Below are 13,848 nucleotides of genomic sequence, written 5' to 3' on the forward strand. Positions count from 1 at the left end.
GCGGCTCGGGCTACTCCGCGAGATTATGCTGCTGCCAGCGCAACAGATAGGCCTGCAATCGCCAGATCAACGCCGACAGCGCGACGCCGACCAGCATCAGCACGACGACGGCGACCATCATTCCCGATGCCTCCGCGCGCGCCTCGGACTCAATGATCAGGCGGCCGATCCCCCGTTCCGCACCGATGAACTCACCGACGATCACGCCGATCAGGGCGAAGGAGATCGCAGGCGTCAGCGAGGCAAAGACCCAGGCCATGGTCGAGGGGATGACCACCGTGCGGGTGATCTGCCACTCGCTGGCGCCGAGCAGCCGCGCCGCGTTGACAAAGCCTTCGTCGATCGAGCGTGCCCCTTCGAACGTATTGAAGAACACCAGGAAGACGACCACGATCCACGACGTGACGATCTTCGAGGTATCGCCGATGCCGAAGGCCAGCACGATGATCGGCGCCAGCGCGATGCGGGGGATCGAATTCACCGCGGTGATGAACGGCTGGAAGATCGCGCTCAGCCGGTCCGAACGGCCGAGCACAAGGCCCGCGGCAAAGCCGCTGCTGACGCCGGTGACGAAGCCGAAGAACGTGTTCTTCAGGGTGACGGCGGTCGCGATCCAGAGATTGTTCTCGGATCGCGCCATGCAGCGGGCGAATTCGCCATTGAACCAGCCGTTGAACACGCCGAGCTTCGACTTGAGGCAGCTCAGGATCAGGAAGTGCTCGAAGATGTCGGACGGCTTGGACACGAAATAGGGATCGAGCAGATCCGGCACCAGCCAGGGAAGGCGGCCGTGCAGATCGTACCCCCACTGCCAGATCGACAGGAAGCCGACGCAGATCAGCATCTGCCAGGCCAGGGTTCTGCCGGGGCGGCGCGCTCGCCTCATGGCTTGCGGCCCTTGATGAATTCCTCGCCGAGCGAGTGCCAGATCAGCTGAAACAGCTCGGCATAACGCGGCGTCTCCCGGATCTTCACGGCGTTGCGCGGGCGGGCGAAATCCACCTCGAAACTCTCCTTGATCCGGCCCGGCCGCGCCGAAAACAGAATGATGCGGTCCGCCAGCGTGAGGGCCTCGCCGAGATCGTGGGTCACGAACAGCACGGTCTGCTGCTCGCGTTCCCAGATGCGAAGCAGCACATCGTGCATGTCGATCTTGGTGTGGGTGTCGAGCGCGCCGAACGGCTCGTCCATCAGCAGAACCTGCGGCTCGACGACCAGCGTTCGCAGGCGCGCTGGCGCATGCCGCCCGAGAGCGCCGAGGGATAGGCATTGTCGAAATCCTGCAGCCCGGCTTGCGCCAGGCATGCACGGACCCGATCCTTTCGCTCCGCCGCCGGGACACCCGCCAGTTCGAGGCCGTAACCGATGTTGTCTGCGACAGTGCGCCAGGGAAACAGGGTGTCGCGCTGGAACACATAGCCGACATTGGGCGTCGCCTGTCCGGGGACGACGGGCGTACCATCAATCAGGATCTGACCGCAGGTCGGCTTGACCAGGGTTGCGATCATGTTGAGGACGGTGCTCTTGCCCGAGCCGGATGGCCCCAGCAGGGCGACGAATTCGCCGCGCCGGACATTGAAGGAGACGTCGCGCACGGCCTCGATGGCCGTACCCGCCAGCTGGAAAGTCTTGCACAAACCGCGCACGTCGATGCGCCGCGTCTCAGGCGGCGCATCGACGTGCGGCGTGTGTAAAGCCTGGATCGTCAAGCCGGATAGGCCTTGCGTGCCGCTTCGATGAAGCTGGTGTTGACAACGTCGGCCATCGCGAGCGGCTTGATGCCGGTCATTTCACGGAACCAGACCTTCTGACCGCGCGCGAAGCTGGCGGCATCGATGATGCCTTCGTAATCGGTGACCTTCTTCATGACGCCGCTGTCGAAGATATTCGCATCGCGCGACGTGCTTCCGACGTAAGGCTCGATCATATCGTAGATCTCTTCGGGAGAGTGCCCCTTGATCCACAGGGTGGCGCGCCACAGCGCCGTGACGAACGCCTGCATCTTCTGCGGGTCCTTGTCGATGGTCGCCTGCAGCGTAAAATGAGAGGTCACCGGGACCTTGCCGCCGATGTACTTGGCCCAGACCGCCTCGTCCGTTCCATCGAACAACAGCGCGCCCCAGCCCTGCTCGACCGAATCCTTCAGGATCGATGGCGAGTTGATGAGAACATCGACCTGCTTCGTCTTCAACGTGCCCATCATGGTGTCGACATTGCCGGTGCCGATCCAGGTCACCTTGTCGTCCAGCCCCATGGTTTCCATGTAGTAGGAGGCCCATACGTGGTTGGTGCCGCCCAGCGACGACACCGAAACGATCGGCTTTCGTCCGTCAGGCCGCTTCCACTTCGCCAGCGCCTCCAGGCTGGTGATGCCCTGATCGAACAGATCCTTGCGGATGATGAAGATCGCGGCGTTGCTTCTTGTATCGACCGGCATCAGGACCCGCGCGCTGCGGCCGTGATTGCTGAGCTGCATCGGGTGGGTGATGTCGCCGATACCGATATCGCCCTGGGACGAAGCGATGATCTCGCGCGTCTTCACCCCGCTGCCGCCCTGGATCAGCTTGCAGTCGAGGCCGGCCTCCTTGAAGAATCCGGCCCGGTCGGCGACGAATTGAGATTGATAGACCGGAATGGCCACCGGATAGATCACGCGGCCCGACGGGGTATCCGCCCACGCCCGTCCTGCCGCCAGGGACGCACCGGCGCCGGCGACGATCGTCAACGCGGCCCGTCTGGTGACCCGAGTCTTCATCACGCGTGCTCCCTCTCCTTGCCGACCACCTTGTCGAGCGCGTTCAGAACCGCATCGCCCATCTCCTGGGTCGAAAGTCTTTTTGCGCCGGGTTCGGCAATGTCGGCCGTTCTTGCGCCCGCAGCCAGCGCCGTATCCACGGCCTTCTCCAGCAGCGTTGCATCATCGGGCCGATTGAGGGTGATGCGCAACATCATCGCGACGCTGAGGATCGAGCCGAGCGGATTGGCGATGCCCTTGCCCGCAATGTCAGGCGCGCTGCCGTGAACCGGTTCATAGAGCGCCTTGCGGCGGCCCAGCCGGTCCGGCGGCCCGAGCGAGACCGACGGCAACATGCCCAGCGAACCCGACGCCATCGCGGCGCAATCGGAGAGAATGTCGCCGAAGATATTGCAGGTCACCATGACGTCGAACTGCGAGGGCGCCCGCACGATCTGCATCGCAGCGTTGTCGACATAGAGGTGCGTCAGCTCCACATCGGAGAATTCCGCCTGATGCAGCGCGGTGACCTCCTCGCGCCACAGCACGCTGGTTTCCAGCACATTGGCCTTGTCGACGGAGCAGACCCGGCCTTTGCGCGTCCGCGCCAGTTCGAACGCGGTTCGCGCCACCCGGCGAATCTGGCTGGTGGTGTATTGCTGGGTGTTGAAACCGCGGCGCTGGCCGTCGGGCAGCGTTTCGATGCCGCGCGGCTCGCCGAAATAGATGCCGCTGGTGAGCTCGCGGATGATGATGAAGTCGACATCCTTCAGCACCGCGGCCTTGAGCGGCGCGGAGTCCGCCAGCGCCGGATTGGCGACGATGGGCCGGAGATTCGCATAAAGGTCGTACTTGCTGCGCAACGACAGCAGGCTTCCCGCCTTGCGCGCTGCCGGAGGGACCTCAGTGGTTTCAGGACCACCCGTCGCGCCCCAGAGTAACGCGTCGGCCTCCTCCATCGCCTCGACGGTGTCGTCCGGCAACACCTTACCCGTCGCCAGATACGGGATGAGACCGTATTGCGCTTCGCGCAGCGCCACGGGAATGCTGCGCCGCGCCGAAAACCATTTGAGAATGCGGTGGGACTGGTCGGTCACTTCAGGACCAATGCCTTCACCGCCGACCACGGCGACCTTGATCATGTTCGAGAGCGTGTTCATGCCAATTGTCCTGCCTGATGTCCTGCAAAGTGAATCCACGGCCGCGCGTCGCGGTCGGATGCCTGGAATGCGCGGATCTCGTGGTCGCGCCGCAACGTCAGCGAAATCTCGTCGAGGCCTTCGAGCAAACCCGCACGCCGGCGCGGATCGATCTCGAAGACGTGCCGCACGCCCGATGGGGAGGTGACCGTCTGCTCCTGCAGGTCGACACTGACGCGTCCCGCGCCCTGGCTCGCTTCGATCTCCGCGGCGAGCCCGTCGATGACGGCCTTGTCCAGCACCACCGGCAGGATGCCGTTCTGGAAGCAGTTGGCGAAGAAGATGTCGCCGAAGCCGGATCCGATGATGGCGCGGATGCCCATCTCCTGGAGCGACCACACCGCCGCCTCCCGCGACGAGCCGCAGCCGAAATTCGGACCCGTCACCAGGATTTCCGCGGCGCGATAGGGCTCGCGATTGAGGATGAACTCCGGATTGTCCGCGCCGTCCGGCAGGTAGCGGAGCGAACCGAACGCCCATTTTCCGAGACTGCCGCGGACGGAATTTCCGATCATGCGGTTGATGCTGATGATGACGTCCGTATCGACATTGGTGCGCATGATCGGCGCGGCCGTCGCGGTCAATTTGGTGAAAGCTTGCGGCATCTAGCGCTCCATCGTTCGGACGTCGGCGATGGCGCCGGACACCGCCGCCGCCACGGCCATGGCCGGACTTGCCAGATGAGTGCGGGCACGCGGCCCTTGCCGGCCAATGAAATTCCGGTTCGATGTCGACACCGAACGCTGGCCGGGCGGCACGGTTTCACCGTTTGCGGCAAGGCACATCGAGCATCCGGGCTCGCGCCATTCAAAGCCCGCGGCGATGAAGATCTTGTCGAGCCCTTCGGCCATCGCATCGCGCCTGACGGTCTCCGACCCCGGCACGACCCAGGCGCGCACGCCCGGCGCAACCTTGCGGCCGCGCGCGACTTCGGCTGCGGCGCGCAGATCGCTGAGGCGGCTGTTGGTGCAGGAGCCGATGAAGACCCAATCCACCGGCGTGCCGGCGATCGGCGCACCGGGCTTCAGGCCCATATAGTCGAGCGCGATCTCGATCGCGCCGCGGCGCGCCGGATCGGCGATGTCTGCGGGATCCGGGATGCGGCCATCGACACCAAGGACGTGTTCGGGACTGGTGCCCCAGGTGATCTGGGGGATGATGGCCCCGACATCGATCGACACTTCGCGATCGAACATTGCGTCGCTGTCGCTCTGCAGCGTCCGCCACGCCGCGACGGCCTGCTCCCACATCTCGCCTTGCGGCGCATAGGGACGGCCGCGGATATAATCGAACGTCGTCTCATCCGGCGCGATCAGCCCCATCTTGGCGCCGAGCTCAACCGACAGATTGCAGATGGTGAGCCGCCCTTCGATCGGCATGTCCCTGATCGCACTGCCGGCATATTCGACGGCATAGCCGGTGCCGCCGGCGGCGCCGACATGGCCGATCAAAGCGAGGATGAGGTCCTTCGCCGTCACGCCGAACGGCAACCGGCCGTCGAACGTCACCCGCATGGTTTTCGGCCGGCGCTGGATGATGGTCTGGGTCGCCAGCACATGCGTGAGCTCGCTGGAGCCGATGCCGAAGGCGAGCGCGCCGAGCCCGCCATGGGTGCAGGTGTGGCTGTCGCCGCAGACGATCAGGCAGCCCGGCAGGCTGAGACCGAGCTCCGGCCCGATGACATGGACGATGCCCTGCCCCGGCTGGTCGAGGTCGAACAGCCGGATGCCGCTGGCGGATGTCTCGGTCCGCAACGCCGCCAACAGCTCCCACCCGGTCTTGATCGTGCCGGCACGCCCGGACGCGGTCGAAATCGCATGATCCGGCGTGGCGAAGGTCAGTTCGGGATTGTGGACCGGAATGTTGCGGCTTTTGAGGTTGATCAGGCCGGCGGAGCCGCCGAGGTCATGCAGCAAGTGGCGATCCACGTGAAGCAGATCGGTATCATCGCTAATCCGGGCGATGACATGCTGGTCCCAGATTTTGGCCAGCAGCGTGCGGCCACGCGTGTCCACGATCCGTCCTCCCCTGTTCGGCATCTGATGTGCCGTGTTGCCGCCGATCATGCCGACCGACAGCGAGCTTGAGAAGCAGGATAGAAGTCCGTCGCGGAAATGTGCAGTGACGGTTGGGCAGGGAGCCATCGCGGCCGGCGATGGCAGGCCGTCGGCAGGAGCGATGTCAGCTTCGGCCGCGCACGACCGTCAGCCGGTCGGAGACACCGCCCGTGGTGAGACGCGCATCATCATGGGTCCGCAAATGCTCCACCAGCAGCTTCGTCACCGAAGGCAACGACTTGTAATCGCGCACGCCGATGACCAGGTCGCGTCGCGCCCAGGACTCGTCGAGCGGGACGGTGACGAGACTGTCGACGCCGTAGCGGTCGCGAACGATCTCGAGCGGCACGATTCCGACCCCCATCCTGGCATCGACGACGCGGAACAGCGCATCGAAACTGCTGACGCGGATGCGCACCTTGAGGTGCTGCCCGAGTGCCGCGGCGGCCCTGACACACAGCGTCTCGATCGAGCTGCCCTTCTCCAGGCTGACGAAGTCGAAATCGACCAGCTCGCGGAAGCGAACGCTATCGTGGCCCGCCAGCGGGTGGTCGCGCGTGACCAGCGCGACCAGGCTGTCGCTGCGATAGGACGGCAGCTCCAGATCCTGCCCGTCGATGTTGCCGCCAAAAATGCCGATGTCGGCCCGGTTCTCCACCACCGCGCGCACGATCGCGGGGCTGAGATCCTCCTCGATGTCGATGTGGACCAGCGGATGCCGCTCCAGGAACAGGCTGAGCTCGTCCGCCAGGGCTTCGAGGATCGCGGACTTGTTGGCACAGATCCGGATCAGCCCGCGCTTGCCCTGCCGGTATCCGGTCAGCTCGCTCTCAAGCTTGCTCAAATTTCCCAGGATGATGCGGGCGTGCTCGAGCAGGGCGAAGCCAGCCGGTGTCGGCTCGATCCCCTTCGAATGACGATGCAGCAGCTCGACCTGAAACAGGTCCTCGATATCCGAGACGCGGCGGCTGACCGCGGACGCCGCGATGTTCTTCTTCTCCGCCGCCTTGGCGATACTCTGCTCCTCAACGATCGCCACGAAGAGCTGCAACGTGAGGAGATCGATTTTGGCCGTCATCCGTCAGATCCTCGACCGGGCCCTCGCTAGGGGGCCATTGTGGAGAAGCTTGGCGGCCGGTCGCAAGTGCGGTGTCAGATTATGGTCCCCCGGGGACGACACCAGAGGCTGCCACGACGCAGAGAGGCTGTCTTTGACGGGGCTTTCTCAAAGCCGTTTTGATATGGCGGAGAGGGAGGGACTCTTCGCTCAATTTACGCCTATCCGCCAATTTCCTCGAAAAACAACGCGAGCCGGCGGGTTACGGACTACACTGACGACTACACTTTGGACTACAGCAATCAGCGCTGCAGAATCGCGCGGTTGTTTGCCTGGGTCAACGTCCAAAGGCCGGCCAGCCTGGGGAACTTGATTTAGAGTTGATGCGGTGTTGCCGGGCGGCGCCTTAGAGAGCTTTCCTCGCTGATCGCGAGTTGAAGGGCCGTTTGCACTGGATGCAAACACGCGCTGACGCACGAATTTTTGGACACGCCTCTGAACGCGACCTCCGAGCAGGCCGGACCGGCTCCTACCGACCTCGACGCCGCCGCCGACCAGACTATCGCGGCCTGCGGCGGCGACGCCCCGGGAGACCGTGAAGGCTCTGATCGTCGCCAACGACTTTCTCGAGACCCAGCTCGAAGAGCTCGGGAGGAAGGTGTCGACCGGCTACGCCCGCGGGCGGCTCCCAAGGGCGCGCGAACGCAAGGATGAGGCAGATGTCTGAAGTGACCTACTATGTCGCTCTGCAGTTCGTTTTCTCCGACGACGGCATAGCCGCCGGCGAGGCGGCGGAGTGCCTGAGCGCCAACGCCGCGGTGATGCGGGCCGAGGCGCTCTCCCGCAAACCGCGTCATGCCGGCGCCATCGCCTTCTCGCGGACCGGCGACCCGTCAAGCGGGGCCTTCAGCGACGCTAGGCTGATTCGCAAGTTGGGCGACGTGTCAGAGGATCTGAGCACGTTGTGAACGAACGCCGGCGTCGCATTCGGCCGCTTGCCTAGGCGGATCGCGGCCGGCTATGCCATACTAACTTACCGTGTGTTATCCACTTCCCGGGCGGCTCCCGACATCCCGATGAAGAAATTCATTTGCGAGCAGAATATCGTGAATTTTCAGAGGCTGCTGGCCGAAACCAGCGATCCGACTCTGCAGCGGACGCTGGAAGGTCTGCTGGCCACCAACAAGCGCGAACTGGCGCTGCTGGAGGCCGAACGGCAGGGAGCCCAGACCTCTCCGTTCGGACAGCCGCTCCGGAGCGCCGCCGATGCGTCCGAACTTCGCGAGCGCTTCCTCTCGGACTTCGATCGGTCGCCGCACCCGTACATGCTGCTCGATCCGGGGCCGGGCCTGCAGACCGTGGACATCAACGCTGCGTACGCCAGAGCCACTCTCACCGACCGAGACAGCGTTGTAGGTCGGTCCCTTTTCGACGTGTTTCCCGACAATCCGGACGATCCGCTCGCTGACGGAGTGAGCAACCTATACGCCTCACTCCGGATCGTCGCACAGACAGGCCGGCCTCATGCCATGGCCGTGCAGCGCTACGACATCCGCGATCCAGACGGCTCGTTCGTCGAGCGCTACTGGCAGCCGATCAACTCCGCTATCGTCGACGAAGATGGTCGGCTGACATTTCTGCTGCACCACGTCGAGGACGTGACGGATCAGGCCGCGTCCTGAGCACCGATTCAACTAGGCGCTCTCTCTTGGTCGCCGAGCGTCCTACCCGTCGTGCTGTTGACGAAATGGAGCGACGTGCAAGCCGGGCAAGAAATCGAGACGTAGGTATCTTCGGGCTTCAGGGACTCGATCGCCTCCTCGTCCAGGGAAAGCTGGACGTTCATTCCCGTGCGCGGACACTTGAAGAGGATCTGGCGCTGCATTGCTCAAACATGCGCCTCGTCGGCCGCCATCGAAATTGCGGATGAGTACCTAGGGCCTTCTGCGGAAGTTGAGATGGGTCAAAGCGCACCGCAGGACCGGTCCTAAGATTTGAGCGCATCGGGCGCTTTGGCGCCGATGGCGTTGCGAGGCGGAGCCCGGACTGCTAGGCACTCCGGGTCCCGTCTCCGGACTCCTGCGTCGACGAACGCAAAAGTGAGCCGGCTCTGTGAGCGGCTCGGTCGGTAAGTTCTGCGGAACCAAAGCCGACGGTGCGGGTTGGACCGACACAGCCTCAGATTTGACGTCACTGAACAATCGGCCTCGGCGCTTCGTTGCGAAGCCCCGGGGCCTATTTCCCTTCGGCCTGAGACGACGGCGTGTAGCAAGAGGCCATCATGCCAGCGGATCTCCATCCAGACGACCTGACGCATGTGGTGCGCAATGCGCTCGAGACCACGCGCGCGACGATGGTTTGCCCCTTTCACGACGACGTAATCATCCGGGTCGGCGACGACGCCGCCGAGGGTCACGCCTTCGAGCGTGCCAAACGAATCCCCAAAAGCGACGGCTCAACTTGGGGTGGGCAAGCTCTCAGGGACGAGATTCGGCGCCAACTAGGCGCTGCCACGGATGGCCGCTGCCCCAAGTGCGACGCCGCCCCGGATCCGCGCGCCTAAGCGACCCGACGGAGAAGACCGCCGGAACCCATCCAAGCCGGACTTGTTGTCCCAAAGCGGAATTGGAGTTTTGGCATGTCGGTACGACTTCAGATCGCGGCGATCGTCTTCATGAGCGTCCAGGCAGTGCTGTTCGGAGCGGGAATGCTTGTGATCCTCCTCACCCCATTCCAATCGAACGCAATGGCGGCTATTCCGACGATGATCTTCGTCAGCTTCGTGGCGTCGGCCGCAATCGCGTGGCTGATAGCGCCCAGACTTCGCCAGCGTTATTGGCGCACGAGAGGCACTCCCGGCGACGCCATCTCCGGTTAACGCCGCTGGCCCGGCCGAGCGTCCGCCGTCAATCCCCTCTCCCCACTCCGAACGGCGCGGGTGGATCGAGCCACTGGACGCAGCGCCGCCGCCAATGAAGGTGCCCATGCCGCGCTTCATCGTCCGCTTCATCAAGGATGTCCTCGGCGACAACGGCCAGATGGACGAAGTCTGTCAAACGACAATCGAGCTGGATGCCCGAAACGGCGGGGAGGCCGAGCAGCAGGCCAAGGAACGCTTTTGCGATATCCACGCCACCCATGACTGGTCGCTCCATGCCGACCGTCTGAAGGTGGATCCCGCCGACTTTCCGTCGTAAGCCCGGAAGCCGTGCCGCGCCAAAAGGGCGCCGACCAGGTCATGGGAGTCCGAACATGTCGAAAGCGTTCAGATTGGTGGCAACTGCATGTTGCATGCTCGGCATCGTCACGCCGTCTTTCGCAGCAGACGCCGTCAGCGGCAAGGATATCGCCAAGCGCTGGTGCGCAAGCTGCCACCTCGTGGAGCGAGATCAGACGACCGCCGCCGATCAGGCGCCGCCGTTCGCGTCCCTCGCGAAGACACCAGATTTCGATCAGAACAGGCTCGCCTTTCTGCTGCTACTGCCTCACCCTAATATGCCGAACCTGTCGCTGAACCGATCCGAAATCGCGGACCTGGCCGACTATATCCGATCGCTGAAGTAGACCGCTGGGATGCGATCCGACCTTCCAAGCTCGCTGCGGGGTCGGTTACCTTTCTTGATCGGCTGGCGGCTTTTTTGCGGGCCGTGGGTCGTGCAGCAGGGCGTCGTCGCAATTGGTGCAGACGTACCGCAGTCGTCCTCCAGAGCATCGTCGGACCCAGCCTTCATCGGCCTGCCAAACGGCGGGCATGCCTTCCGACCAGATAGAGCCCTGCCATCTGATTTCCCCCGCGCTGGCTACGTCCATCCCCGTTGCATGCGGGCACCGGCGCTTCTTGACTCGGCGACCGCAGGGTACTCAACTTCCGGCAGTGATGTTGTGGGGGTGCGTCATGGAGCAGGAGTTCTACCAAGGTCTTGCGCAGCGGGTCCGGGTCATGGCCGATAGGGCCGACCCATTCACTCGCCGTCGTCTGCTGGATCTCGCCAAGCGATACGACGCCAAGGGCGGCGTCTCGCGATCCGAAGCGACCGAGCGGCCGCTGCCGACGCCGCGCACGACGCCGCCAGCTTCCATCTTCTCAGGACCGGGCGAGGCCTGATGCCCCAAGCGGCGTAGGTCACATCGGCCTGGCGCGCCGTTCAGCCCGTCGCCTGCAGGATCGGCGTCGACGCCGACGGCTGGGACTTGTTCATGTCGAGGACGTGACCGACAAGGTGACGCGCTGAACTTCAGCAAGACAGACATCAGTGCGGCGCTCCATTCGTCAGGAGGCAACGAAGTCGAATACGCCCCGCACTTTGGCGGCCAGTTGCTCGATGGTGAAGGGTTTCGATATGAAAATCACGTCCTGGTCCAGCCCGCTGTTGTGAATGACGGCGTTGCGGCTGAACCCGGTCGTGAACAGAACCTTCAGTCTTGGAAGGCGCAAGAGCGCTACGCGCGCAAGTTGGCGGCCGTTCATTTCCCGCATAACGCCGCACGATGAACAGCAGCGTGATTTCCGGATGGGCGTCGATGATGCGTAGCGCCGCGATCGTTCCTGCGACGTGCAGCATCGTGTACCGTACTTAGGCCGAACGACGTTGATCTGCGCCAAGGCGCGATAGAAGTGACGTTGCGCACCGTCACGTCTGAGTGAGCGGCCGCATAACTCGCGCAAATGGTCCCGTGATCAGCCCCGCGATCCTTGCTCACTCGTAGCGCAGCGCCTCGATGGGATCGAGCCGGGCGGCCTTTCGCGCGGGGTAGTAGCCGAAGAATATGCCAACGGCTGCCGAGAACAGGAACCCTCCGGCAATCGCTCCCAGCGATATCGGCGCCGGCCAGCCGGTGAGGGCAGAAATGGCGACGGAAAACGCCGCGCCGATGATAATTCCAACGATGCCGCCGCTGACGCTGATGAATATCGCCTCCGCAAGAAACTGCAGCAGGACGTGTAATCGTCGGGCGCCAATTGCCATCCGTAGTCCGATCTCGCGCGTTCGCTCCGTCACCGAGACGAGCAGGATATTCATGATGCCGATGCCGCCGACCACAAGCGAGATCGACGCCACCGCGGCCAGGAGGAGCGCCATGATGCGGCTGCTTCCCTCCGCGGTCTGCGCAATCTGACTGAGGTTGCGCACGGAAAAATCGTTGATGGTGCCTGGGCTGATGCGGTGACGCCGCGCTAGGATTTCAGTGGCCTGATCGATCGCCGCCTGGATGCCGGCCTGATCCACCGCCTGCACGTAAATCTGATTCACGTACCCGGTCATGCGCGGCTGAAGCCCATACGGATTTGGCGGCGTCGGATAGATCCAATTGATCGCCGTTTGCTGCTGGCTTGGGGCGGCAACGCCGATAATCTTGCGCTCGGCCGTGGTGAACGGAACCATGATCAGATCGTCCTGGTCCTGCCCAAAAGATGTCTGTCCTTTCGTTTCGAGAATTCCGATCACCCGCAATGACACACCCTTCGCCTGCACCATCGCGCCTATCGGGTTCTGAAAGGTGCCGAAGAGTTGCCGGCGCACGGTCTCGCCGAGGACGACGACCAAGGCTGCGCTTCGCTCGTCCTCCGGAGTGATGGCCCGCCCTGCGGCGATCTGCCAGTTTGTCATCGGAGGATAATTGGGGCTTACGCCCTGAATTCCGGTGGTCCAGTTCTGGTTCGCGAAGCGGATCAGCCCCGATTGCCGGATGAGATAGCTCACGGCCCCGGCGGCAGGCGCCTCCTGCCGGATCGCCCGGACGTCGGCAACGGTGAGCGTCGAAGCGCTTCCGGAGCCGCCGCGAGCGCCGCCGCTCGTGGCCGCACCCGGCAGAATGACCACGAGGTTCGTTCCGAGCCTTGCAATCTCCTTTCGAACCGCCTCGTTCGCTCCCTGGCCGACAGATACCATGACGATCAATGCGGCGACGCCGATGAAGACCCCGAGCATCGTCAGCGCCGAACGCATCTTGTTGCGCCAGATCGCCTCGGCGGCCGCCGTCATCACCATCCAGGCAAAGGGCCATGACGCGCCCGACATTGCGACACGGGCCGACCGTTCCCTCGGCTGGACCGGTTTGCTCGCTGCCGCGCCTGCCGGCTGTGGCGCCATGTCGCGCTTTGTGTTCCTCACATCCGAGATGATCTGACCGTCGCGCATGGTGAGCACGCGATCCGCGAAGGCTGCGACATCGGGCTCGTGGGTCACGACGATGATGGTGACGCCCTGTTCGCGATTGAGCGAACTGAGCGTCTGCATGATTTCGTTGGAGTTGCGGGTATCGAGATTGCCAGTCGGCTCATCCGCCAGCAGCAGGCTCGGCTGATTGATCAGGGCCCGCGCGATCGCAACCCGCTGCTGCTGCCCGCCCGACAGCTGGCCCGGCGTGTTGCCCTCCCGATCGCGCAGCCCAAGCTTGTCCAGCACCGCGCGAGCCCGCTCGAAGCGCGCGCGCGCATGGCTCTGGCCGGACATCGCGTACAGGAGCGGCAAGGCGACGTTGTCGATGGCGCTGGTGCGCGGCAATAAATTGAAGCTCTGAAATACGAAACCAAGCCGTTCGCTGCGAAGGCCGGCAAGATCCGGCTCCGCAAGCTGTGCGACATCGATGCCGTCGAACCAGTAATGACCGCCGGTCGGCCGGTCGAGGCAACCAAGGATCGACATCAGCGTCGACTTGCCGGATCCGGACGCACCCATGATGGCGATGAACTCGCCGTGTTCGACGATCAGGCTGACGTCCGAAAGCGCGCGAACATCGATGTCGCCGACATGATACGTCCGCGACACCCCTTCAATCCTGATGACCGGCTCCGCCATG

The 13,848-nt window shown here is 63.8% G+C and carries 18 protein-coding genes; 8 read left to right on the forward strand and 10 right to left on the reverse strand.

The genetic code is table 11. The features are described 5' to 3' along the window. Nucleotides 1–10: 10 nt before the first annotated feature. The 8 genes from HAP41_RS03215 to HAP41_RS03250 all read right to left on the reverse strand — a co-directional run bounded on the left by HAP41_RS03215 (nt 11) and on the right by HAP41_RS03250 (nt 7,068). On the reverse strand, nt 11–886 hold the full coding sequence (locus HAP41_RS03215) for an ABC transporter permease (protein WP_028158517.1): 876 nt from the start codon (nt 884–886) through the stop codon (nt 11–13). Further along, the gene (locus HAP41_RS03220) at nt 883–1,191 is read right to left on the reverse strand and encodes a hypothetical protein (RefSeq protein ID WP_224580530.1); all 309 of its coding nucleotides are present in this window, start codon (nt 1,189–1,191) and stop codon (nt 883–885) included. Before HAP41_RS03220 ends, HAP41_RS03215 begins: the two co-directional genes overlap by 4 nt. After that, nucleotides 1,191–1,709 carry an ATP-binding cassette domain-containing protein gene (locus tag HAP41_RS03225; RefSeq protein ID WP_224580529.1) on the reverse strand — a complete coding sequence of 173 codons (519 nt, stop codon included), beginning with the start codon at nt 1,707–1,709 and terminating at the stop codon, nt 1,191–1,193. The genes HAP41_RS03220 and HAP41_RS03225 overlap by 1 nt, the downstream gene beginning before the upstream one ends. After that, nucleotides 1,706–2,755 carry an ABC transporter substrate-binding protein gene (locus HAP41_RS03230; protein ID WP_166057968.1) on the reverse strand — a complete coding sequence of 350 codons (1,050 nt, stop codon included), beginning with the start codon at nt 2,753–2,755 and terminating at the stop codon, nt 1,706–1,708. Before HAP41_RS03230 ends, HAP41_RS03225 begins: the two co-directional genes overlap by 4 nt. Continuing rightward, a complete protein-coding gene (gene leuB / locus HAP41_RS03235) occupies nt 2,755–3,894 on the reverse strand; it encodes a 3-isopropylmalate dehydrogenase (RefSeq protein WP_166057967.1) in 1,140 nt (379 codons plus the stop codon). Before leuB ends, HAP41_RS03230 begins: the two co-directional genes overlap by 1 nt. Next, nucleotides 3,891–4,538, reverse strand: coding sequence for a 3-isopropylmalate dehydratase small subunit (leuD, locus tag HAP41_RS03240; protein WP_166057966.1), 648 nt, complete (start codon nt 4,536–4,538; stop codon nt 3,891–3,893). The genes leuB and leuD overlap by 4 nt, the downstream gene beginning before the upstream one ends. Then, the gene (gene leuC / locus HAP41_RS03245; RefSeq protein WP_175618178.1) at nt 4,539–5,972 is read right to left on the reverse strand and encodes a 3-isopropylmalate dehydratase large subunit; all 1,434 of its coding nucleotides are present in this window, start codon (nt 5,970–5,972) and stop codon (nt 4,539–4,541) included. Between the two features lie 142 nt (nt 5,973–6,114). Next, complete coding sequence (locus tag HAP41_RS03250; RefSeq protein WP_166057964.1) at nt 6,115–7,068, reverse strand: LysR family transcriptional regulator; 954 nt, start codon at nt 7,066–7,068, stop codon at nt 6,115–6,117. A gap of 574 nt (nt 7,069–7,642) precedes the next feature. Between HAP41_RS03250 and HAP41_RS50245 the strand changes: the two genes are divergently transcribed. The 8 genes from HAP41_RS50245 to HAP41_RS03290 all read left to right on the forward strand — a co-directional run bounded on the left by HAP41_RS50245 (nt 7,643) and on the right by HAP41_RS03290 (nt 11,152). After that, complete coding sequence (locus tag HAP41_RS50245) at nt 7,643–7,774, forward strand: hypothetical protein (RefSeq protein WP_321576669.1); 132 nt, start codon at nt 7,643–7,645, stop codon at nt 7,772–7,774. Continuing rightward, nucleotides 7,767–8,015, forward strand: coding sequence for a hypothetical protein (locus HAP41_RS03260; RefSeq protein ID WP_166057963.1), 249 nt, complete (start codon nt 7,767–7,769; stop codon nt 8,013–8,015). Before HAP41_RS50245 ends, HAP41_RS03260 begins: the two co-directional genes overlap by 8 nt. Nucleotides 8,016–8,123: 108 nt before the next feature. Continuing rightward, nucleotides 8,124–8,729: a PAS domain-containing protein gene (locus HAP41_RS03265; RefSeq protein WP_166057919.1), complete on the forward strand. Its 606-nt coding sequence runs from the start codon at nt 8,124–8,126 to the stop codon at nt 8,727–8,729. Nucleotides 8,730–9,328: 599 nt separating this feature from the next. Then, nucleotides 9,329–9,610, forward strand: coding sequence for a hypothetical protein (locus HAP41_RS03270; RefSeq protein WP_166057851.1), 282 nt, complete (start codon nt 9,329–9,331; stop codon nt 9,608–9,610). Nucleotides 9,611–9,685: 75 nt separating this feature from the next. After that, on the forward strand, nt 9,686–9,925 hold the full coding sequence (locus tag HAP41_RS03275; protein ID WP_166057824.1) for a hypothetical protein: 240 nt from the start codon (nt 9,686–9,688) through the stop codon (nt 9,923–9,925). A 106-nt stretch (nt 9,926–10,031) separates the two neighbouring features. Further along, a complete protein-coding gene (locus HAP41_RS03280; protein ID WP_166057758.1) occupies nt 10,032–10,244 on the forward strand; it encodes a hypothetical protein in 213 nt (70 codons plus the stop codon). 94 nt (nt 10,245–10,338) lie between these two features. Continuing rightward, nucleotides 10,339–10,611: a c-type cytochrome gene (locus HAP41_RS03285; protein WP_224580528.1), complete on the forward strand. Its 273-nt coding sequence runs from the start codon at nt 10,339–10,341 to the stop codon at nt 10,609–10,611. A gap of 331 nt (nt 10,612–10,942) precedes the next feature. Continuing rightward, nucleotides 10,943–11,152, forward strand: coding sequence for a hypothetical protein (locus HAP41_RS03290; protein ID WP_166057724.1), 210 nt, complete (start codon nt 10,943–10,945; stop codon nt 11,150–11,152). A 165-nt stretch (nt 11,153–11,317) separates the two neighbouring features. Here HAP41_RS03290 and HAP41_RS03295 read toward each other — a convergent pair whose 3' ends face one another. After that, a complete protein-coding gene (locus tag HAP41_RS03295) occupies nt 11,318–11,515 on the reverse strand; it encodes a response regulator (protein ID WP_166057702.1) in 198 nt (65 codons plus the stop codon). A 229-nt stretch (nt 11,516–11,744) separates the two neighbouring features. Next, the gene (locus HAP41_RS03300) at nt 11,745–13,847 is read right to left on the reverse strand and encodes an ABC transporter permease (RefSeq protein WP_166057640.1); all 2,103 of its coding nucleotides are present in this window, start codon (nt 13,845–13,847) and stop codon (nt 11,745–11,747) included. Between the last annotated feature and the right edge of the window lies 1 nt (nt 13,848).

It is taken from the genome of Bradyrhizobium barranii subsp. apii, from assembly GCF_011516635.5.
Taxonomy (GTDB): Bacteria; Pseudomonadota; Alphaproteobacteria; order Rhizobiales; family Xanthobacteraceae; genus Bradyrhizobium; species Bradyrhizobium barranii.

Coding starts and splice junctions, on each gene's coding strand:
- HAP41_RS03215 (WP_028158517.1), bottom strand. CDS start 886: ATGAGGCGAGCGCGCCGCCCCGGCAGAACCCTGGCCTGGCAGATGCTG.
- HAP41_RS03220 (WP_224580530.1), bottom strand. CDS start 1,191: ATGGACGAGCCGTTCGGCGCGCTCGACACCCACACCAAGATCGACATG.
- HAP41_RS03230 (WP_166057968.1), bottom strand. CDS start 2,755: ATGAAGACTCGGGTCACCAGACGGGCCGCGTTGACGATCGTCGCCGGC.
- leuB (WP_166057967.1), bottom strand. CDS start 3,894: ATGAACACGCTCTCGAACATGATCAAGGTCGCCGTGGTCGGCGGTGAA.
- leuD (WP_166057966.1), bottom strand. CDS start 4,538: ATGCCGCAAGCTTTCACCAAATTGACCGCGACGGCCGCGCCGATCATG.
- leuC (WP_175618178.1), bottom strand. CDS start 5,972: ATGCCGAACAGGGGAGGACGGATCGTGGACACGCGTGGCCGCACGCTG.
- HAP41_RS03250 (WP_166057964.1), bottom strand. CDS start 7,068: ATGACGGCCAAAATCGATCTCCTCACGTTGCAGCTCTTCGTGGCGATC.
- HAP41_RS03260 (WP_166057963.1), top strand. CDS start 7,767: ATGTCTGAAGTGACCTACTATGTCGCTCTGCAGTTCGTTTTCTCCGAC.
- HAP41_RS03265 (WP_166057919.1), top strand. CDS start 8,124: ATGAAGAAATTCATTTGCGAGCAGAATATCGTGAATTTTCAGAGGCTG.
- HAP41_RS03270 (WP_166057851.1), top strand. CDS start 9,329: ATGCCAGCGGATCTCCATCCAGACGACCTGACGCATGTGGTGCGCAAT.
- HAP41_RS03275 (WP_166057824.1), top strand. CDS start 9,686: ATGTCGGTACGACTTCAGATCGCGGCGATCGTCTTCATGAGCGTCCAG.
- HAP41_RS03280 (WP_166057758.1), top strand. CDS start 10,032: ATGCCGCGCTTCATCGTCCGCTTCATCAAGGATGTCCTCGGCGACAAC.
- HAP41_RS03285 (WP_224580528.1), top strand. CDS start 10,339: ATGCTCGGCATCGTCACGCCGTCTTTCGCAGCAGACGCCGTCAGCGGC.
- HAP41_RS03290 (WP_166057724.1), top strand. CDS start 10,943: ATGGAGCAGGAGTTCTACCAAGGTCTTGCGCAGCGGGTCCGGGTCATG.
- HAP41_RS03295 (WP_166057702.1), bottom strand. CDS start 11,515: ATGAACGGCCGCCAACTTGCGCGCGTAGCGCTCTTGCGCCTTCCAAGA.
- HAP41_RS03300 (WP_166057640.1), bottom strand. CDS start 13,847: ATGGCGGAGCCGGTCATCAGGATTGAAGGGGTGTCGCGGACGTATCAT.